A 20,517-nucleotide genomic window follows, 5' to 3' on the forward strand; every position below is an offset into this window, starting at 1 on the left:
TATGCTGCCGGCCCAATACTTGACGGCCTTACTTCGGCCGACGCACTGATCGCACCATGCCGCCGGGGCCGCTGCCGCAGAAGAAGCGGTCGCCGCCGTCGGATTCGAGCCCGGAAACGCCCACCCCTGCCGGCATGTCGAGCCGTTCCAGCACCTTTCCGCTTTGCGGATCGACGCGCCGGACATCGCTCTGGTCGCCTTCCCAGGTGCCGTGCCAGAGCTCGCCATCGACCCAGGTCACTCCGGTGACGAAGCGGTTTGAGTCGATGGTCCGCAGGATTTTCCCGGTCTCGGGATCGATCTGGTGGATCTTGCGCTCCCGGTTTTGCCCCACCCAGAGCGTGCCCTCGGCCCAGGTCATGCCGGAATCGCGGCCGCCGCCGGGCGCCGGGATGATGGAGAGCACCTTGCCGGTATCCGGGTCGATCTTCTGGATGCGGTCCCCGGCGAGCTGAAACAGATGTCGGCCGTCATAGGCGGTGCCGGCATGGGCGGCGACATCGATCGAGCGCAGCGTCTCACCGCTTGCCGGATCGAAGGCGGTCAGCCGCTCGCCCGTCGCAAACCAGACATTCTGTCCGTCGAAGCTCACGCCGTGCACGGTGTCGACATCAGGAAAGGGCCCGTATTCGCGCAGGATTTCCGCTGCTGAATGTTTCATGTCCTGGTCCTCGATCATGGTCACCTTTCCTAGCCGTTCGGCAGCGGCGACGGGAGTAACAAGGTGGTCGTGAAACCAGCGACCGGTGGCGTCATCCAGCGCCGCGCCCGGCCGTGGCCGAAGGACTGCACTTTGCCGGTCTCGGCCAACTGCTCGAGCGCCCGCTGTACGCTGCGCTGTCCGGCGCCCAGCGCCAGCGCCAACGCCGAGCTGGCCCAGGATTCACCATCAGCCAGGAAGGCCAGCACCGCGGCGTGCCGCTCCTCGATCGGCCGCGCCAGCACCGCCACGGAGCCTGCTTCGCGCGGCTTTAGCGCAAAGCCCTGGCTGGTCGCGCCTATGCCCGCCAGCGGCCGCAATTCGGCGCGCAGCCGGCCGATCTCGACCCGCAGCCTGGCGCGATGCGATTCATCGGCATGCCGGCCGCCAAAGGCGCGGGCAATCAGCGTCGCCCTCGGCACATCCGCCGGCCAGGCTTCGGCAAGCGCGCGCGCCAGCGCAAACAGCACCGGCCTCGTTGCCAGCGAGATCGTTGTTTCCTGCTTGTGCACGATATAGCGGAACGTATCGACGACCAGCGCGCGCGACGCCTGCAGCGCTTCGACCTCTTCGAGCAACAGCGGATGCTCCTCGCCGCCTGCGATCAGCCGCGCCGCCGGCGTCTCCAGCGCCAGGAAGGCGCTGTCGACCTCCGCCATGAGACCCGGAATGCCGGCCCGGCGGGCGGCATGGCGCGCCCACTCAAGGGCTGCGCGCGCGGCCTTCGTCTTCAGGCGCCGCATGGCGATGCCGGCAACCGCGAGTTCATGCGCGGCGCGTGAGGCCGGCGGAAGCGGCGACGGATCGAGCCCAGCCAGCACGTCTTCAGCCTCGTCGAGGCGGCCGATCAGAAGCAGGCGGCGCACTTTGAGATGCCCGGCATGCGCCGCGTTCAGCCGGTCGCCATGCTTTTCCAATGTCGACCGCGCCGCGTCGAGCGCCTTGGATGGCCAGCCGAGATCACGCGAAACAAGCGCGATCTCGGCTTCGGCGACAACGCATCTGGCGCGCGCCACCGCCTCCTTTGGACCGAAGGCACGGCCGGCCCTACGCAACAGTACTTTGGCGCGATCGAAATCGCCGAGCTGCGCCATGGCAATGCCGCGCAACGCCAGCGCCGGGGCATCCTCGCGCAAGGCGACGCGGTCGAGTGCCGCCAGCGGATTGCCCGCCGCCAGCGCCAGCCCTGCCGCGGTGATCAGCGAGTCCATGCAAATCCCGTCACATTTGTAACTCCCACCGCTCCCCTTATCGGCCCTAACTTAAGTCACCACCGCCAAGCAGCAAGCCGCGGACGGCGACCTAGCCATCTGGACTGGTTGAAGACGCCCGGGCCTGCGTTGACGGCAATATTCGCATTCGCTAGCCTGAGCATCTCAGACAGTCGTGTTAAGCTTCTCAACAAGGAAAAACCGACCATGCCTGCTTCCGAGGACTTCGAGCCCACCGTGCGGCCTCGCCACCCCTGCTGCGGTGGCCCGCCTGCAAATGCCGTCACATTTGTAACTCCGCCCTCGCCGCCTCGCGGCCCTAGCCTGCCTCACGATCAACAGTCAACGACAAGCCACAACGGCTCAACAACTGGCAAAGGAAACAAGCAATGACCAAGCACGTGGCAATGAAGACCCCACCGGTCGTTTCAAGGCAGGAATGGGAAGCCGAGCGCGAAAAGATGCTGGTGAAGGAAAAGGCAACGATGCGCGCCAGGGACGCGCTGTCGGCCGAGCGCCGGCGCATGCCATGGATGGAAGTAGACAAGGCCTATGTGTTTGAAGGTCCCAACGGCAAAGCGAGCCTGCTCGATTTGTTCGAGGGCCGGCGGCAGTTGATCGTCTACCGCGCCTTCTACGAACCCGGCGTCCACGGCTGGCCCGAACATGCCTGCCGCGGCTGTTCGCTCGGCGCCGACCAGGTCGGCCATCTCGCCCATCTGAACGCCCGCAACACCACGCTTGCCTATGCCTCCCGCGCGCCGCAGGCCGACATTGCCAGCTTGAAGCAGCGGATGGGTTGGGAGATGCCCTGGTACACAATCACCGACAGTTTCGACAAGGATTTCGGCGTCGACGAATGGCACGGCCACAACGTGTTCATCCAGGACGGCAAGAAAGTGTATCGCACCTACTTCATCAACAACCGCGGCGACGAGCAGATGGGCACGGTCTGGAGCTACCTCGACGCAACGCCGCTCGGCCGCCAGGAAATCTGGGAGGATTCGCCCGAAGGCTATCCGCAGACCGAGCTCTACAGCTGGTGGAACTGGCACGACAATTACGACGCCGCACCCGACAAGACGTGGGAGGAAGTGTCGGCGGCCGGCGAAGCCGCGTTCCGCAACAAGGACGGCAAGTAAGGACCTGGAGCGGCGCCCATCCAGCTTGGTTTCCTGTCCCTCACGGGACAGGAAACCCGGGCATTGATCATCAAGGGATTACGACCATGAGCGATATCGGCACAGGCACCGACAGTGAGGTCCCTCAACGCTCCGATGCAGTTTCTCTCCGCACCGCCGACTGGCTGTGCCTCGCCGCGGCCCCCGTTTTCGCCGTGATGGCGCTGCTTACCTGCATTCACGCTGGCGACGGCGTCATGTCGTGCCTAGGGGCCGATGCCTCCCCGCTCACCGGCATGCCGCTGATGTATCTCTTGATGAGCGCCGTCCATCTGGCGCCTTGGCTGCGCGTGATTTCCGGCCGGCCGGTCCGGCGATAGGCTGGACCGCCGCCGCCATGCTAACGCTCTTTACGTCGGAGAGAGACTATGAAGCTGGTCAGGCTGAGAGCGCCGGGCGGGTTGGACAAGCTCGACCTAGTCGAGGAGGATCAGCCCCGGCCCGGGCCGGGAGAAATGCTGGTCAGGATTCGCGCCTGCGCGCTGAACGTGCGCGACGATTTCGCCGTACAAGGCAAGGTGCCGCTCGCCGACGGCCGCGTGCCGCTGTCGGATGGCGCCGGCGAGGTGATCGCGATCGGTGACGGCGTCGACACGTTCAAGCCGGGCGACAGCGTCGTCAGTGTTTTCTACCCCTGGTGGCTGGCCGGCGACATGAGATCCGATACAAGCCGCGACATTCCCGGAGACAGTTTCGACGGCTTCGCCAGCGAGTATGTGTGCATGCCGGCGCACGCTTTCACCAGGGCGCCGGCGGGCTATACGCATCTCGAGGCGGCAACGCTGACCTGCACGGGCGTCACGGCCTGGCGCGGCCTGGTGACATGCGGCAAGGTAAAGCCCAGCGACACCGTGCTGATCCTTGGCACCGGCAGCGTGTCATTGTTTGCGCTGCAATTTGCCAAGGCCGCCGGCGCAAGGGTCATCGCCACGTCGTCCGATGAAGAGAAGCTGGAGAAGCTCAGACGGCTCGGGGCCGACAGCGTCATCAACTACAAGGCGGTGCCGGAGTGGGGCGGCAAGGCCAGGGAACTGACGGACGGACGCGGCGTCGACCATGTGATCGAGGTCGGTGGACCGGCGACGCTGGCGCAGTCGATAGCGGCCTGCCGGACAGATGGGCATATCGCACTCATCGGCGTCCTGACCGGCTTTGCAGCAGAAGTGTCAATCCCGGCGCTGTTTTCAAACCAGATCCGCATCAGCGGGATTTCCATCGGCAGCAAAGCCGACCAGCAGGACATGATCCGTGCCATAGAGGTCAACCGCCTGAAGCCCGTCATCGACAGCAGCTTTCCACTGCAGGATATCGCCGCCGCCTTCAGGCACTACGAAGCGCAAAGGCATTTCGGCAAGGTCTGCCTCGAGCTTTAGATCCTGTGATCGGCATTCCTACCCAGCGGCCGGCGCCAGCGTCCCGCTTGCCATCAGGCCCCAGAGTTGATCGGCCGTCAGCTGTCTGGCCGAGCCGTCGTAGGCCACCCGGCCGAGGCTGAGCACCACGATCCTGTCGGCCAGCGCCCTGACCGTCGACAGGTCGTGCGTGACCAGGATGACGCCGGTGCCGCTGACGGCGATCGAACGGATCAGTTTGACGACCTGCGCGGTCTGCTTGACGCCAAGCGCGGCGGTGGGCTCGTCAAGGCAAATCAGCTTGACGTGATCGGCAAGCGCGCGGGCAATGGCGATGGACTGCCGCTGGCCGCCCGACAGCGAGCGCACCAGAACGTTTTCGTCGCGAAGCGTGACGCCCAGCGCGGCAAGCCGGGCACGACACTGCTCGGCGGCCTTTCGGTCGCCGCGAACTGGGAAGACACCGAGCCAACGCCGCGTTTCCTCACGCCCGAGGATCATATTGTGGGCGACGCTGAGGTTCGGGCAGAGCGCCAAATCCTGATAGACGGTCTCCAGGCCGGCGCCGCGTGCATCCTGCGGGCTCCTGAAGGAAATCGGCTGGCCCTCGAGGGTCATCGCGCCGGCATCGGGCCGGATGGCGCCCGAAATAATCTTCACCAGCGTCGACTTGCCGGCGCCATTGTCGCCGAGCAGACAGACGATCTCGCCTTTGCCGACCGTGAAACTCGCCTCTTCCAATGCCGTCAGCGCGCCGTAGGATTTGCGGGCGCCGGCAATCGAGAATGCCGGACCTTGCGGGGCTTCTCCATTGCCCTCCGTCACGGCAGGGCCGGCCGAGGCGACGGCACCATTGTCCGCCACCGTGAAGTTGGTCGCGGCGGCCCGAGCGCGCCGGCCGCGAAAACCGATCGCAGCCTGGTCGGCCACCAGCGCCAGCAACAGCATGCTTCCCACCGAAATGGATTGCCACCATGATTGCAGGCCGACGAAGATCAGTCCTGCATTGAGGATGCCGATGGTGGCAACGCCGATGGCGATGCCGAGCGGCCGGCCGGAGCCGCCGGAAAAAGCGACGCCGCCAAGGATCGCGGCGGTGAGCACGTCGAGCTCGAAGCGAACGCCGATGGTCGGCGTGATGCTGCCGAGACGGCCGGCGATCAGCACCGAGACCAGGCCGATCAGCAAGCCATTGGCGGCGTAGAGGCCAACCACCGTGCGCCCCACCGGAATGCCGCAGAGTTCGGCTGCGCGCGGGTCGCCGCCTATGGCGTAGAGCCTCAAGCCGGTGACCGTGCTGGTCAAAACAAAGGCTCCGATCACAAAGACCAGCGCGGCGATGATCACGGTGTACTGGATGCCGAAGATCTTGCCCCGCCCCAATTCGAGCAGAGCCTCGGGAAAACCATAGACCGCGGTGCTGGAGACGACGAAGGCAAGGCCGCCATAGAGCGCCAGCATCGCCAGCGTGACGATCAACGGCGAGATGCTCAGCCTGCGCACCAGCAGACCGTTGAGCAGACCGAGCAAAAGGCCCAGACCCAGGCCGACGCAGATCGCCAGCAGCGCGCTCTGCGTCGCCACCGCAACCTTGGCGGTGATGATGCCGATCAAGGCGACCATGCTGCCGATGGAGAGGTCGACATAGCCGGCGATCAGCAGGGCGGAGGTGCCGAGCACGGCGATCAGAATCGAGGTCGAGTTGACGCCAATGACGACGAAATTGTCGAGGCTGAAGAACGATTTGTTGAACAGCGAGAAGGCGACGATCAAGCCCAGCGCGACCAGCGCCAGCCCGATGCGGCCAGACGCTTCGCCCGGTGCCTTGACGCCCGGCAGCAAGGATGAAAACCGGCCCGTTTGCAGCGTTGTCGTCCCCGTTCGAAGGCTGTCTGTGCTCATGCTTGCCTCTCACTGAAGCGGGCGGTTTCAGGTCAGGCTGAACCCGCCCGTATCGCGCGGGAAAAACAGGCGCTACTTTGCCTCGGATGACCAGGGGAAATTCACATACTGGTCGCGCGTATCGTAACAGATGTTGCCGTACATCCTGAGATAGATGTCGCGGCGCTTCGGGTCCTTGTAAACCGCGGCCGGGTCGGCGACATCGGCCTCGTATTGGGCCATGTAGTCGCTGGTCAGCGCCACGGGGAGGATATCCATCGCCTGCGGGATGCTCTTGCCCTCCAGCCAGTCGGCGGCGTGCTGGCCCATGGCATAAGCGAAGACCGGCGACGCCAGGCTGATGCTTGCCTTGTAGGGACCGCCGCCTTTCTTGATCGCGGCGACCGCCTCCGGCTCGCCGTCGATGCCGCCAAGGAACTGGTCCGGCCGCGCCTTGCCCGCCGCTTCCAGCGCAGCCAGCGCGCCGAGCACGACCGTGTCGGCGCCGAGCACGACATCGACGTCGGGATGGGCCTGGAGAATAGTGCTCATCGTGGCAAAGCCGCCTTCCTTGTTGACGGGATTGGGCGAGATGTCGGCGACGATGGTGACGCCTGGCATAGCCTTGAAGATGTCGCGCATGGCGGCAAAGCGCGGCGCCAGGAATTCCATGCTGTCATGCGACAGGATGACGACATTGGCCTTGCCGCCGAGCTTGTCCTTTATGTAGGCCGCGGCCGCTTCGGCCAGCACCTTGCCGGTCTCGTATTGCGGCGCGTTGAGCAGCGACGTCGCCGGCGGCGGCACGATGGTGCCGACATAGGCGCCCGACCAGATAAGCTCCTGCAGGCTGCGGCTCATCGAGCCGGGTCCACTGGGGCTGCGACCAGACCGCCGATCTTGGAGGCGAGAAACAATTGCACCTGCTCGACCCCCTTGGCGGCGTCATTGTTGGCAAGCGCGCGGCGATATTCCAGGCCGCGATCCTTGGCGGCGGCGGCCAGGCCGCGGTCGACGCCCTGCATGAATTCACGCTCGTTGTCCTGCGCGAAGGCCAGCACCTTGCTCAGGCCGGGCGGTGGGCTGCAGGCCGGCGCCTTCGGGTCGAACGGCGCAAATACCGCCGGCTTGGTGAGCCCGGCCGGGCCGTCCTGCGCGCTTGCCAGGATGGTACCGCCCGCGAGCACAGCGGCAACGCCGAGCAGCGTCGCCAGCATCATGTTCCTGTCAGATCGCATTTTACTTCCTCCCTGTCGTTGATTGTTGCCGCGCTTCGTAAGCCTCGCGGTCGCTACTCTTCCCAGTCTCCCAGATACCCACCTTCCCGCTTGCAAGTCAAAAGTTTTTCCAGTGGAATTAATTAATCAGAGATAGTCGGGTGACTCGCCCACGCGATCACGCCTTGGCGATCAGCGACTGGACGGCTTTGGCCAATTCCGTGCCGAGCACGCGATGCGCGTCGCTGTCGAGGTGAATGCCGTCTACCGCGCTCGATTCGACGACGTCGCCGGCGTTGAAGAAGGCGGCGCCGGCGCGCCGGGCCGCATCGCGGAACAGGCCGGCAAAGTGCATCGACTTTGAAGCGCCGCCCAGGAACATCTGGCCGAACCAGTCGACCTCCAGCATCGGCGGCGGCGCAACAATCAGGACCGCGGGCGCCACGCCTGCGGGGCCAGCTTCGCTGCGCAGCACAATTCTGGCCAAGATCTCGATAGAATCAGCGACATCATTCGGCGTTACCGAGAACCTATGCTTGAGATCGTTGGTGCCGAGCATAAGGATAACGAGGTCGAGCGGCATATGCGTTTCCAGGCACACCGGGAGCGATTTGAGCCCGTTCTTGTGGAGACCTTCGATCGGATCGTCGTGCACGGTGGTGCGCCCGCCCTGCCCTTCTTCGATCACATCCCATCCGCTGCCGAGCTGGCGGCGCATGATGCCCGGCCAGCGCCGGTCGGGCGTGAAGCGGTGCCGTCCGACCCGGGCCAGGGTGGGAATGGCGCCATAGGTATTGGAATCGCCAAAGCACATGATGGTCCGGGTCTGCGTCACGGCATTGCTCCTCCAGGCCTGCATACTTTGAACGACAGCAGGCCGGCCGGCGTCAACTACATTTTTCCATCGGGTGGATTTAAGTGTTGCCTTGCCATGCCCGCATTGCTACGTCAGCGCTTTGATCGGCTCGCCTTGCGGCCAAACTCCTTGCGCAGGGGAAAGCGTGACCGGAACCAGCTTCTTCAGTCTCGAAAAGATCGCCGAGGGCCGCAGCGGCGGAACCACGCAGGCCGAGAGCCGCATCTACAACGAACGCCTGATCGTCTCGCTCATCCGCCGGCACGGGCAGCTGGCCAAGACCGATTTGACGCGGCTGACCGGGCTGGCCGCGCAAACCATCACCACCATCGTCAACCGCGCCGCCGACAACAAGCTGCTGCTGCGCCTGGAGCCTTTGCGCGGACGGCTGGGGCAACCCTCGGTTCCCTATGCGTTGAACCCGAAAGCCGCGTACGCCTTCGGCCTCAAGGTCGACCATCGCAGCGCCGATGTCGCCCTGGTCAATTTCGTCGGCGACGTGATGGCGTTCGAACGCACACTGTTCGACTATCCGACGCCGGTCGAGGTGATGAAATTCGCCAAGGGCGCCATCGCGCGCATGTGCCGCAAGCACAAATCGATAGAAAAAGACCGCATCGCGGGTCTTGGCATCGCCTCGCCATTCCATCAGTGGAACCTGAGCGAAGAGGGCGCGGTGCCGGCGAGCAGGCTGGATGCCTGGAAGGAAATCGACATTCGCGCCGAACTGGACCGGGCGTTCGACTGGCCGGTGTTCCTCTACAACGACGCCACGGTGTCGGCCGCGGCCGAACTGATGTTTGGCGCCGGCGGATCGCGCGCCGACTTTCTCTATGCCTATGTCGGGCACTTCATCGGCGGCGGCCTGGTGCTCGATCATCACTTGTTCCCCGGCCGCAACAAGCTGGCCGGAGCGCTGGGCGACATGCCGGTGCCCGCGCCGGGGCGCAAGGGCGACCGGATGACCCCGTTGCTGCGCGTCGCTTCGCTGCATTCGCTGGCCGGCAAGCTCAACGACCAGGACAATGGGGACGAGGGCGCCGGCCGCATCTGGTCGTCGCCCGACGACTGGGGCGACCTTGGAGAGCCGCTCACCGCGTGGATCGATGAGGTTTCGGACGGGCTTGCCTATGCCGCCCGCAGTGCCGTTGCCTTGCTCGACATCGACAATGTGGTGATCGATGGCGCCATACCGAATGGCGTGCGCAAGGAGATCGCCAAGGCCATGCGCAGAAAGCTGGCACGGATCCTTGTCGATCGCCCCGAGCCGTTCTCCGTCATCGAGGGGACGTTTGGCCATCTCGGCCCCGTCATCGGCGGCGCCAGCATTCCGCTGCTGGTGAAATATTCGAACGACAAGGAACTGCTCTTCAAGGAATAGGCGCGCAGCCGCCGGCACCAGGCATTCCCCAAACAGCGAACTGTGAGACTTGTCACATACCTGCTCGTGAAGCGCGTGCTACTTGCACCCTGCGGTCGGTCGACGCCGAAAGAAATCGCCTGCCATGGTCTGGCGGTGACGGGCCTTTCACTTTATGCTGTGGCAGGTTGCATACTCTCAACGGACCTTGATGCCGCAAGCGGTGTTCTCGTCGGCGTCAGGCCGCGACCAGGAGTTTTGTCATGCTCCGACTTTGCGGATTCATCGCGGCCTTCATCCTTGCCGGCTTCACAAGCTTCGAGGCCTGCGCCGATCGAAGGGTCGCGCTCGTCATCGGCAATTCCGATTATCGCGACATCCCGGCGCTGAAGAACCCGGCCAAGGATGCCCAGGACGTATCGGCCACGTTCCGGCTGGCCGGCTTCGAGGTTTTCGTCGCCGAGAACCTCACCAAGCAGCAGTTCGAAGGCCAGTTCCGGGACTATCTGGCCGCCGCCGACGGCGCCGATCTCGCCGTCGTCTACTATTCCGGGCACGGCTTTCAGATCGGCGGCGAGAATTTCCTGATACCCGTCGACGCCTCGTTGAAGAAGGCGGCCGACATCGAGGTCCAGGCCATCAAGCTCAACGACGTGCTGGAGCAGCTGCGCTCGAAGTCGAAGATCCAGGTGATCATCCTCGATGCCTGCCGCAACAACCCCTTCCCGCGCAACAATTACTGGCTGCGCGACCAGCTTGTCACCGCCGGCAATACCGGGCTGGCGCAGGTGCGAAGCTCGCTCAACACGCTGATTGCCTTCGCCACCGAACCAGGCGCGGTCGCCTATGACGGCAGCGGCGACCTCAGCCCGTTTTCATCGGCCTTTTCGCGGCGCGCGCTGGCGCCGAACCAGGAGATCCGCACGGTCATGTCGGCGGTGCGCCGCGATGTCGTGCAGGCCACCAACGGCATGCAGGTGCCCTGGGAAAATTCCTCGCTGATCGATGACGTGGTGCTGGTGCGCCGCAACAACCGGCCTTCGCTGCCGCCAGTGCTGGAGAAGGTAGTGCTCTCGGGGGTCGGTCCTGTCGCTCTCGGCCTGCCGGAGCCGGTCGATGTCGATGGCGGCGCTATCAGCGTCAGCATCGAACGTCCGCCGGCAATGGGCCGTCTGGTGCTGGACGGCAAAGACGTCGCGGTGGGCGAACCGATCGCCGGCAAGGACCTGCCGCGCCTGCAAATGGATGTCCCCAAAGGCGCCGCCACGCAGGACGAGGTGGATATGCTGGCCTATGCCACGCATGACAATTGGGGCGGCGGGAGCCAGGGCATACTCGTGTTCCGCGTCAAGAGCGGCGAAGGTGCGGCGGGTCAGCAGATCATGGCTTCGCTCGAGGCCGAGCAGAAGCAGCAGGTGCTGGATCGCGGCATCCACATCACCGGCGCTGCCGAAGCGATCGAGAACCGCAAGCTTGATATTCCCGTCGGCGTCGGCCCGGTCGCGCTCAATCTGGATTTCCCCACCGACGATCCGGCGGTCAGCCTGAAGGTCACGGGGTATCCGGCAACGGGAACGCTGTCATTGCCTGATCGAACCTTGTCGCCGCAATCCAGCCTTCTGGCCGGTGAAGTCGACCATCTCCGTTACGAGCCGCAGATCGGCGCCGGCGCGCCGGTCGAGGTCGGCTTCGAAATCCGGGCCGACAGCAGCTCGGCTAAGCCCGCGACAATGAAGCTGTCGCCGATGGTCGATGCCTGCGATACCGCCGCCGGCGAGCCTCTCGACCTGCAAGGGGTGGTGCCCGGCCTGCTGCCGAACGAGATCGGCGCCGGTGCGGTGGCAGCCTGCGAGGCGGCCGTGAAAACCTATCCAGACGTCGCCCGCTTCCACTACGAGCTCGGCCGCGCCCTGCTTGCGGCAGGCAGGGTCGGCGAGGCCAGGTCAGCCATCGAGGACGCCGCCAAGAAAGGCCATGTGCGCGCCGTCTTCGAACTCGGCTATCTCAACGCAACCGGAACCGGAACGACCATAGACCGCACCCAGGCCAACGCTCTCTACAAGGCTGCCGCCGACAAGGGTGATCCTTACGGTATGACCTCGTGGGGACGCGCGCTGTTCAATGGCTATGGCGTCAACCGCGATACGGCCAAGGGCCTCGACCTGCTGCTCAAGGCGGCGGCCATGGGGCACACCTATGCCATGAACGATCTTGCCGCCATCTTCACCGAGGGCCGCAATGGCGTGCCTGCCGATCCGGCCCGCGCCGTCGCCTTCCTGCAAGCGGGGGTGCAGCGCCAAGACATGTATTCGATGAACCTGCTCGGCCGCAATTACCTCGCCGGCCAGGGCATCGACAAGGATCCGAAGACGGCGCAGGCCCTGTTCCAGCAGGCCACCGATCTTGGCCAGCCCTACGCGCCCGGCAGCCTCGCCCGCATGTACAGGGATGGCGCCGGTGTGCGCCAGGACCCGGCGGAAGCGCAAAGGCTGTTCGAACTGGCGACCACGCGCGGCGATCCGTCGAGCGCCTATGATCGCGCGGCGCTTGAAATGGCGAAAGGCGACAAGGCCGATCAGGCTGTCGCGGTGCGCTTCCTGGCATTCGCCGTCGCGCTCGATCTGCGCAAGGAGCTGCCGGACGCCAAAAAGGGCCTGGCGCAGTTCGGCACCAAGCCGAAAACGGCAGCTTTGGACGCCCTGCGTCGAGAGCTCAAGTCGAAGATTCCCGCGTCCGGTTCGCTGGACACGCAACTGGTCAATGCGGCCCGGGGGGTCTGGGAAGAAGCCAATCCGCGTCGGGATTTGTTCTGAACAATAAGGAGGCCATGGTGGGCAAGGCATTCAAGCAGACATTCGGGCAGGCATTCATCGGGATAATTCTATCCGGCGTTCTGGCCGGGCTCATGGGCTGCACCTCGGTGTCGCCGATGTTTGAGCCGGCGCCGCCGGTGAACCATCGCAAAGTGGTTCGCGTAGCACCTCAGCCAAAGGTGGTCAGATACAAGAAGGCGGCCACCGGCAAAGTGGTCAAGCCGGCCGAGGAGATCCCGCAAAAGCCGCCCGTGATTCCTTCTCTCGGCGGCAGCGGAGGCGGCGGTGGGGCTGGCGGCGGCGGCGGCGGTTGGGGATGAGATCGTCGACCAAGGGCGCTGCACTCAGCGGCCCCAAAGGGTCTTGCTAAATTCCGCATGAGCCTTGGACAACGTCAAGCCGAAATCGTCCATCCCTGTCGCGGCATCGGTTGGCCAGCGGACAATTCGGCGCAGCGCTGCACGGAAAAGGCAGCGGACGAACGCTGCCAGTGCGGAGGCCACGACCGCCGCCGGATCGAGTCTGCGAGCCGCCAATGCCCGATGGGCCTGTTGTGTTTCGAGATAGCGGGCCAGCGCAATATCGTGACGCGATGGTGCGCCAAGCTCCTGCCGGTCGCGCCCGGGGTCGTCATGCCAGATGGGCCACTCGGTCGGGCCAGGGTGATGCACGGTATCCTCCTGCGAAAAGAGATCCAGTGCGAACAATCTCCTCAAGCGCCGTGAGCAACGCGTGGGAACCTGCGTGATGGAATCGTGAAAAGCGCCTCGGCGGCGGAATAAGTGTTGAAATGGACCGAGCTTGAGCGGATCGTCGTCGCGCTGTGACCGTGGCGGATCCGATGACCGGACCTTATCTTCACCTGCTGGGTGGTTTCGACTTTGCTGGCGTCGGGGCCACGGTTCCAGCCATCAGCCGCAAGGCGCGTGCGATGGTCGCCTATCTCGCGCTGCAGTCGGGGCATTCGCAGTCGCGCGAGAAGCTGGCGACCCTGCTCTGGGGCATCAACAGCGAGGCGCAGGCGCGAATGAGCCTGCGGCAAGCGGTATCGTCTGTCAGGAGGCCATGCAGACGTGCGGCGGCGGCCGCTTCCTCACCGATGGCAACAGCGTCGCTCTGCATCTCGACGGCCTTGATTTCGACGTCGCGCGGTTCGAGGCGCTGGTCGCCAGCCCGGCACCCGAAGACCTCGAACTGGCGCTCAATGTCTACCGCGGCGACCTGCTCGACGGCTTCGGCCTGAAGGAGGAGCCATTCGAGGACTGGCTGAGGATCGAACGCGAGCGGCTGCGGGCACTGGCCGTCGCGGCGCTCGACAGGCTCGTCGCGCATTATGCCGCGACGAACGATCCTGCCGCATGCGTGCGCGCGGCGGCGCGCCTGCTGGCCATGGACCCGTTGAGGGAGGATGTCCACCGTGCCCTGATGCGCGCCTATGCGGCGCAAGGCAGGACCAATCTCGCGCTGAAGCAATATGAGCACTGCCGCACCGCGCTTCTACGCGATCTCAAGCTGCAGCCGGAGCCGGAGACGCGGCAATTGTTCGAGACGCTGCGCACACGCCGCACAATGGCGCCGGCACGGCCACCCACGACTGATGCGGATGACGCTACCGGCTTCAGCCACGAACTCGCAGCCCCCCCGACCCACTATGTCAAATCGGCCGGGATCAACATCGCGTATCAGGTGACCGGCGACGGTCCGGTCGACCTGATCCATGTGCCGGGATGGGTCTCCAACCTCGACCACGCCTGGGGCTCGCCGCGGCTTTCGCATGTGCACCGGCGGCTCGGCACTTTCTCGCGCCTAATCCGCATGGACAAGCGCGGCACCGGGCTCTCGGACCGCAATGTCGGTCTGCCGACCCTGGAAGAGCGGATGGAAGATGTGCGGGCAGTGCTGGATGCGGTTGGCTCGAAGCGCACGGTGCTTTTCGGCAGCTCCGAGGGCGGCCCGATGTGCATGCTGTTCGCGGCGACCTATCCCGAGCGCACAGCGGCACTCGTGCTCAATGGGGCCTACGCCCGCGGCAGGTGGTCACAAGACTATCCGTGGGCGAAGACAAGCGAGCAGGTGGAAGAGGATCTGGCGATCGTCGAGAAAGAATGGGGAGCGGCGGCGGATATGAGCAACGCGGCGCCCAGTCTGATGAGCGACACGTTCGAGACAGAATGGTTCGCCGCCTATCTCAGGAATTCTGCCTCGCCCGCCGACGCGATCGCCCTGTGGCGCTGGGGAGCCGAAATCGATGTTCGCGACATTCTGCCTGCTGTCCATGTTCCGACACTGATCATGCAGACGACTGGCGACGGCTGGGTGAAGCGGGAAGAAGGACGTTACCTGGCGACGCACATCGAGGGCGCCCGATACATTGAGTTCGCCGGCCGCGACCACGTCATCTGGGGCGAGAATTCCGATCGGATCGTCGACGAGATCCAGGCTTTCGTCACCGGCGCCTTGCCGGCGGCCCCAGGCGAACGGCTGCTTGTGTCGGTGCTGTCCCTCGATATGACGGGCTCGCCTTTCGGCATCGACCCGGCCGAGCGGCACGCCGAAGCGCTCCGTGGCGAACTCCTCGCGGCCGAAGGCAGAGAGATCAGCCGATCGGACGGCAAGGTGCTCGCGGTGTTCCAGCGGCCAACGCGGTCGATCCAGTGCGCGATCGCCATCCGCGATCGCTTGCGGCAATCCGGTGTCGAGGTCCGCTCGGCGGTGCATATCGGCGAGTGCGAGCAGCGGGGCCATCAATTTTCAGGCGCGGCGATCGAACTGTCATCGCGTCTGCTTGACCATGCGCGGCCGGGCGAAATCATCGCATCAAGGACGGTGCGCGATCTCGTGGTCGGCTCCGGCCTGCGGTTCGAGGAGCGTGGCGAAATGGCGGCAAGCGGGCTGCCCGGCGCGTTTCGGTTCTATGCGGTCGATGGTTCGGCTTGAGCCGCTAGGTCACCTCTTCCCTGCCCCGAACCGCAGCCCGTCCATCAGCAGCTTGACCAGCCGGCGCGAGCGGTCGCGCCAGTCCTTGGTGTCGGGGGCCGAGTAGATGCCGCCGAGTGCGTGCAGCACATCGGAGGCGTCGACGTCGCTGCGGATCGAGCCTTCGGCCACCGCCGCCTCGACCAGTTGCCGCAAGGCCAGCGACACCCGGCCCGACATGTCGGAGAACACGGCGGAATTGGTGTTGAACAGGATGCGCAGGCTGGCCGCCAGGCCGCGCTTGGTGGCGATGTAGTCGACGAAGCGCTGCATCCACTGTTCCAGCGCCATGTCGGCCGAATGGTGGCTGGCGAGGTCATCGGCCGCCGCACAGAGCGCCTCGACTTCACGCCGGTAGACCACTTCGACCAGATGCTCGCGGGTTGGGAAATGCCGGTAGAGCGTGCCGATGCCGACGCCGGCCTGGCGCGCGATCTCCTCCAGCGAGGCATCGACACCGTGCTCGGCAAAGGCCGCTGCCGCAACCTCGACCAGCCGGTCGCGGTTGCGCTGCGCATCGGCGCGCAGCGGCCTTGGCGCTGCGGCTTCGCGCTTCTCGTCGGCAATTGCTTGCGACTGCTCGGTCAATTTTTTCTCCACTGTCGATATATGGGGGCTTGAACCCAAAGGGGTAAGTCCCCAACTAGATAAACGGAGGCGCCTCCGTTTTAGTGGAGCAGTCTTATCATATAATCAGGGGAGCCGGTATGTCACGTGTTTAGATTGTGAAGACTGAAGCATCCCTGCCCGCTGGAGAGTTGGGGCGGCAGAGCTGCCAATCTCCCCACTCGTGGGGAGATGTCCGGCAGGACAGAGGGAGCGCTGTCCCGCCGACCAACACCCGCTTGGAAAGGTCTATTTCGACGCATGTAAATCGGGAACGTCGCATTCCTTCGCGCCCCCCTCTGCCCTGCCGGACATCTCCCCCACAAGGGGGAGATTAGGCGCACCGTCGCCTCTTCCCTTGTCCTCTCCCACTCGAGCCCATTTCAATCCCCTAGCGTCAAGCAACTGGAGCCAGACGCCTCATGACCGACCAAACCAAATCCACCACTATCCCAATCCGTCTCACCATCAACGGACACAGTCACGAACTGCAGGTCGAGCCGCGCGTCACGCTGCTTGACGCCTTGCGTGATCGCCTCGACCTGACCGGCACCAAGAAGGGTTGCGACCAGGGCCAGTGCGGCGCCTGCACGGTGCATGTCGAGGGACAGCGCGTGCTGTCCTGCCTGACGCTTGCAGCACAGGTCGAAGGCCGCGAGATCACCACCATCGAAGGATTGGCCGGCGATGACGGCACGCTCAACGCGGTTCAGGCTGCTTTCCTCGACCAGGATGCTTTCCAGTGCGGCTACTGCACGCCGGGACAGATCATGTCGGCGGTCGCCTGCATCCGCGAGGGCCATGCCGGCTCGGATGACGAGATCCGCGAATACATGGCCGGCAATCTGTGCCGCTGCGGCGCCTATCCGCACATCGTTGCCGCCGTGCGCCAGGCGGCACTGGAGGTCGCGTCATGAGGGATTTTTCCTACGTTCGCGCCCATAGCATCGACGCCGCACGCCAAGCTGCCGCCCTGCCCGGCGCCATGCTGCTTGCCGGCGGCACGACGCTGGTCGATCTCGCCAAATGCGGCGTTGCCGAACCCGACAGCCTTGTCGACATCACCCATCTCAAAGGGCTCGACGCCATCAAGGTCGACGCTGACAGTGCCATCATCGGCGCGCTGGCCAAGATGAGCCACGTCGCCGACCATGCCGAGATCAAGAGCCGCTTTCCCGCGGTCTCCGAAGCGCTGTGGCAGGCGGCTTCCGCGCAACTGCGCAACATGGCGACCATCGGCGGCAATCTGATGCAGCGCACGCGCTGCCCCTATTTCCGCGATCCCGCGAATTTTTCCGCCTGCAACAAGCGCTCGGCCGGCAGCGGCTGCTCGGCGATCGGCGGCGTCACCCGCGGCCATGCCGTGCTCGGCACCAGCGACGCCTGCATCGCCATGTATCCCGGCGATCTCGCCACCGCGCTGGTCGCCTTCGACGCCGTGGTTCATCTTGGCGAACGCCAGGTTGCCGTCGACGACTTCTTTCTCCTGCCCGGCGCCACGCCCGACAGGGAACATGCCATCCAACCGGGCGAGATGATCACGGCCATCAGCATCCCGGCTTCAGCCGCCGCCCGGCGGTCGACCTATCTCAAGGTTCGCGACCGGCAGTCCTATGAGTTCGCGGCTGCAAGCGCCGCGGTCGGCATCGACTTCGAAGCCGATGGCCGCACCATTCGCGACCTGCGCGTCGCGCTGGGCGGCGTCGCGACGAAGCCGTGGCGGGCGCACGCCGTGGAAGCGGCGTTGAAGGGCAAGGTGCCCAGCGAAGACAGGGTGCGGGCCGCCAGCTTGCTCGCCGTGGAAGGCGCCGTCGACCACGGCGCCAACCACTACAAGATCGAACTGGCGCCGCGCGTCGTCGCCCGCGCGATCCTCAAGACGGGAGCCATGGCATGACCATTCACGACCCAAGAACTCGGCACGGCGACGCTTCGGACGGCACTGCCGATCAGGTTGGCGGGCGGCTGTCGCGCGTCGACGGCCCGGCCAAGATTACCGGTGCGGCAAAATATGCCGTCGAGCAGCAGCTCGACGGGCTAACCTACGGCGTCCTGGTCGAAAGCACGATCGCATCAGGCAAGGTGCGCTCGATCGACACGTCAGCCGCCGAGGCGGCACCTGGTGTGCTCAAGGTGCTGACGCCGGACACCATCATGCCGCTGAAGACTGCATCGGACTGGTTCGGCACACCGCCGCCGGACAAGCCCTACTGCCCGCTGGCGCGCGATATCACCTTTTCGGGCCAGCATGTCGCCGCGGTCATCGCGGAGACCTTCGAGCAGGCCGTTGCGGCCGCAGCCCTGGTCAAGGTCAGCTATGACGAGACGCCGGCCATCGTCGACCTCAGCGACGCCAAGGCGGGCGACGGCATTCCGATCGCCGCCATGACCAAGGAATGGGGCGATGCGCAGGCCGCTTTCGCCGCTGCCCCGGTGCGCGTCTGCGGCGCCTATAACACGCCGCGCGAATACCAGGCGCCGATGGAGCCGCATGGCCTCATCGCCCGCTGGGAGGGCGACAAGCTCACCGTGTGGGAACCGAGCCAGTGGCTCGACGGCATGGCCCGCACCTATGCCGAATGGTTCGGCGTGCCGTTCGAGAATGTACGGCTGGTCTCGCCTTATATCGGTGGCGGCTTCGGCTCCAAGGCATTGGCGCTCGGCCATGGCGCGGTGGCGGCTGCCGCAGCAAAAATGCTGGGACGGCCCGCGAGGGTGGTGATGACGCGGCCGCAGACTTTTACCGGCTATGGCGGCCGCGCCGCGACCCGCCAGACGGTGACGATCGGCGCCGACCGTGACGGAAAGATCCAGTCGATCGTGCATCGCGGCGTCAACGAAACATCCATAGACGGAATGTGGGTCGAGCCGTTGGGCGTCGTCACCTCGATCATGTATGCGACGCCCAACTTCTCCTCGAAGCAGAATGTCGTGCGGGTGAATTCGGTGGTGCCCGGCGCCATGCGCGCGCCGGGCGAAAACCCTAGCGCCTTCGGCATCGAAAGCGCCATTGACGAGCTCGCCTACGAGGTCGGCATCGATCCGCTGGAGATCCGGCTGAGGAATTACGCCGAGCAGGATCCGCACGCAAAAAAGGCTTGGTCGACGCGGCAGTTGCGCGAGGCTTTCGCGGCTGGCGCCGAACGCTTCGGCTGGGCCCAGCGCACGTCCAAACCGCGTTCGATGCGCGACGGCAACCAGCTGATCGGCTGGGGCGTCGCCGCCGGCACCTATCCGGTACGGCGCGCTTACGGCGAGGCCATCGTGCGTATCCTTGCCAACGGCTCGGTCGAGGTCGAAAGCTCCTCGATCGACATGGGCCAGGGCACCTACACGATCCTGGCGCAGACGGCGGCCGAAACGGTCGGCGTGGCGGCCGACCATGTCGTCGTGAAGCTCGGCGATTCCCGGTATCCCCGCGCCGGCGTGGCCGGCGGGTCGCGGCTGGCCGGCGTGATGACGGGCGCGGTCTACAAGGCGGCGACATCGGCGCTCGATCAGCTTGTCGGACTGGCGATCAGCGATCCGCGCTCGCCCTTCCACGCGCTCCAGGCCAACACGCTGGTCGTCGCCAATGGCCGCATCAGGTCGCCGCGCGGCGATGGTCCCGATGTCTCGATCGCCGACCTGCTGGCCAGCGTCGGCCGCGACCGCATCGAGGCCACCGGCGACACCATGCCGGCGAACTCGACCGCCGAGGATCGCTACAAGAACTACACCACCATCGCGGCGGCACTGCCGCACACCGAGGGCGACTATTCGCGCCACTCCTGGTGCGCGCATTTCATCGAGGTGCGCGTCGACGAGGATTTCGGCACCGTGCGCGTGTCGCGCGTGGTGTCGGCGCTGGATTCCGGCCGGCTCTACAACCCGAAACTCGCGGAGAGCCAGTGGAAGGGCGGCATCATCATGGGCATCGGCCAGGCGCTGCTGGAAGAAGGCATTGTCGACCGCAGGCATGGCCGCATCGTCAACAACAATCTCGGCGACTATCTGGTGCCGACCAATGCCGATATCCCCGATATCGAGGTCATCTCGGTCGGCGTTCCCGACCTGCACTCTTCGGTGCTCGGCGGCAAGGGTGTCGGCGAACTGGCCATCGTCGGCGTAGCGCCGGCGATCGCCAATGCGGTGTTCCATGCGACGGGAAAAAGAGTGCGGGACTTGCCGATCACGCTGGAGAAGTTGATCTAGGAAGCGGCGTGCGTAATCTCCCCCTCGAGGGGGAGATGTCGCCGAAGGCGACAGAGGGGGTCGCCTCTCGTAGAGCGCCAACCTCCTTCCGCCGCAGTAGGTCGAGCCCGGTCGGACCGACCCCCTCTGCCCTGCCGGGCATCTCCCCTCAAGGAGGGAGATTGGCAGCT

At 65.2% G+C, this 20,517-nt stretch carries 18 protein-coding genes; 10 read left to right on the plus strand and 8 right to left on the minus strand.

Going from position 1 to position 20,517, the window contains the following annotated elements; translation table 11 throughout:
* Nucleotides 1–28: 28 nt before the first annotated feature.
* Both NL532_RS23295 and NL532_RS23300 read right to left on the minus strand, forming a co-directional pair.
* Nucleotides 29–661, minus strand: coding sequence for a Vgb family protein (locus tag NL532_RS23295; protein WP_023715140.1), 633 nt, complete (start codon nt 659–661; stop codon nt 29–31).
* Nucleotides 662–690: 29 nt separating this feature from the next.
* Complete coding sequence (locus NL532_RS23300) at nt 691–1,911, minus strand: hypothetical protein (RefSeq protein ID WP_023685490.1); 1,221 nt, start codon at nt 1,909–1,911, stop codon at nt 691–693.
* 389 nt (nt 1,912–2,300) lie between these two features.
* Between NL532_RS23300 and NL532_RS23305 the strand changes: the two genes are divergently transcribed.
* The 3 genes from NL532_RS23305 to NL532_RS23315 all read left to right on the plus strand — a co-directional run bounded on the left by NL532_RS23305 (nt 2,301) and on the right by NL532_RS23315 (nt 4,465).
* A complete protein-coding gene (locus tag NL532_RS23305) occupies nt 2,301–3,053 on the plus strand; it encodes a DUF899 domain-containing protein (RefSeq protein ID WP_023695474.1) in 753 nt (250 codons plus the stop codon).
* 86 nt (nt 3,054–3,139) lie between these two features.
* Complete coding sequence (locus tag NL532_RS23310; protein WP_023828774.1) at nt 3,140–3,412, plus strand: hypothetical protein; 273 nt, start codon at nt 3,140–3,142, stop codon at nt 3,410–3,412.
* A gap of 48 nt (nt 3,413–3,460) precedes the next feature.
* The gene (locus tag NL532_RS23315) at nt 3,461–4,465 is read left to right on the plus strand and encodes a zinc-dependent alcohol dehydrogenase family protein (RefSeq protein ID WP_023828775.1); all 1,005 of its coding nucleotides are present in this window, start codon (nt 3,461–3,463) and stop codon (nt 4,463–4,465) included.
* A gap of 18 nt (nt 4,466–4,483) precedes the next feature.
* On the opposite strand, the gene NL532_RS23320 is transcribed toward NL532_RS23315, so the two are convergent.
* The 4 genes from NL532_RS23320 to NL532_RS23335 all read right to left on the minus strand — a co-directional run bounded on the left by NL532_RS23320 (nt 4,484) and on the right by NL532_RS23335 (nt 8,377).
* Nucleotides 4,484–6,346 (minus strand): ATP-binding cassette domain-containing protein, encoded by a 1,863-nt coding sequence (locus tag NL532_RS23320; protein ID WP_081730945.1) that lies wholly within the window; start codon nt 6,344–6,346, stop codon nt 4,484–4,486.
* Between the two features lie 72 nt (nt 6,347–6,418).
* The gene (locus NL532_RS23325; protein ID WP_245270230.1) at nt 6,419–7,186 is read right to left on the minus strand and encodes a sugar ABC transporter substrate-binding protein; all 768 of its coding nucleotides are present in this window, start codon (nt 7,184–7,186) and stop codon (nt 6,419–6,421) included.
* The gene (locus tag NL532_RS23330) at nt 7,183–7,563 is read right to left on the minus strand and encodes a type 1 periplasmic-binding domain-containing protein (protein ID WP_245270232.1); all 381 of its coding nucleotides are present in this window, start codon (nt 7,561–7,563) and stop codon (nt 7,183–7,185) included. Before NL532_RS23330 ends, NL532_RS23325 begins: the two co-directional genes overlap by 4 nt.
* A gap of 157 nt (nt 7,564–7,720) precedes the next feature.
* Nucleotides 7,721–8,377: an SGNH/GDSL hydrolase family protein gene (locus NL532_RS23335; protein WP_023828777.1), complete on the minus strand. Its 657-nt coding sequence runs from the start codon at nt 8,375–8,377 to the stop codon at nt 7,721–7,723.
* Between the two features lie 166 nt (nt 8,378–8,543).
* Between NL532_RS23335 and NL532_RS23340 the strand changes: the two genes are divergently transcribed.
* From NL532_RS23340 to NL532_RS23350, 3 genes are all read left to right on the plus strand, one after another.
* The gene (locus NL532_RS23340; RefSeq protein ID WP_023828778.1) at nt 8,544–9,779 is read left to right on the plus strand and encodes an ROK family protein; all 1,236 of its coding nucleotides are present in this window, start codon (nt 8,544–8,546) and stop codon (nt 9,777–9,779) included.
* Nucleotides 9,780–10,021: 242 nt separating this feature from the next.
* Complete coding sequence (locus NL532_RS23345; protein ID WP_023828779.1) at nt 10,022–12,571, plus strand: caspase family protein; 2,550 nt, start codon at nt 10,022–10,024, stop codon at nt 12,569–12,571.
* A 14-nt stretch (nt 12,572–12,585) separates the two neighbouring features.
* Nucleotides 12,586–12,891 (plus strand): hypothetical protein, encoded by a 306-nt coding sequence (locus NL532_RS23350; protein WP_023705136.1) that lies wholly within the window; start codon nt 12,586–12,588, stop codon nt 12,889–12,891.
* Nucleotides 12,892–12,915: 24 nt separating this feature from the next.
* Here NL532_RS23350 and NL532_RS23355 read toward each other — a convergent pair whose 3' ends face one another.
* On the minus strand, nt 12,916–13,278 hold the full coding sequence (locus NL532_RS23355) for a hypothetical protein (RefSeq protein ID WP_023672522.1): 363 nt from the start codon (nt 13,276–13,278) through the stop codon (nt 12,916–12,918).
* A 358-nt stretch (nt 13,279–13,636) separates the two neighbouring features.
* On the opposite strand from NL532_RS23355, the gene NL532_RS23360 reads away from it, so the two are divergent.
* On the plus strand, nt 13,637–15,508 hold the full coding sequence (locus NL532_RS23360; protein ID WP_196813839.1) for an alpha/beta fold hydrolase: 1,872 nt from the start codon (nt 13,637–13,639) through the stop codon (nt 15,506–15,508).
* Nucleotides 15,509–15,517: 9 nt separating this feature from the next.
* Here NL532_RS23360 and NL532_RS23365 read toward each other — a convergent pair whose 3' ends face one another.
* A complete protein-coding gene (locus NL532_RS23365; protein WP_023709407.1) occupies nt 15,518–16,135 on the minus strand; it encodes a TetR/AcrR family transcriptional regulator in 618 nt (205 codons plus the stop codon).
* A 440-nt stretch (nt 16,136–16,575) separates the two neighbouring features.
* Between NL532_RS23365 and NL532_RS23370 the strand changes: the two genes are divergently transcribed.
* The 3 genes from NL532_RS23370 to NL532_RS23380 are packed head-to-tail and all read left to right on the plus strand — an operon-like array spanning nt 16,576 to nt 20,347.
* Complete coding sequence (locus tag NL532_RS23370; protein WP_023672519.1) at nt 16,576–17,070, plus strand: (2Fe-2S)-binding protein; 495 nt, start codon at nt 16,576–16,578, stop codon at nt 17,068–17,070.
* On the plus strand, nt 17,067–18,050 hold the full coding sequence (locus tag NL532_RS23375; RefSeq protein WP_023712506.1) for an FAD binding domain-containing protein: 984 nt from the start codon (nt 17,067–17,069) through the stop codon (nt 18,048–18,050). Before NL532_RS23370 ends, NL532_RS23375 begins: the two co-directional genes overlap by 4 nt.
* Entirely contained in the window at nt 18,047–20,347 is a 2,301-nt protein-coding gene (locus NL532_RS23380; protein WP_286487483.1) for a xanthine dehydrogenase family protein molybdopterin-binding subunit, read from the plus strand. Before NL532_RS23375 ends, NL532_RS23380 begins: the two co-directional genes overlap by 4 nt.
* Nucleotides 20,348–20,517: the final 170 nt, after the last annotated feature.

The organism is Mesorhizobium sp. C120A, assembly GCF_030323105.1.
In the GTDB taxonomy this organism is placed as follows: domain Bacteria; phylum Pseudomonadota; class Alphaproteobacteria; order Rhizobiales; family Rhizobiaceae; genus Mesorhizobium.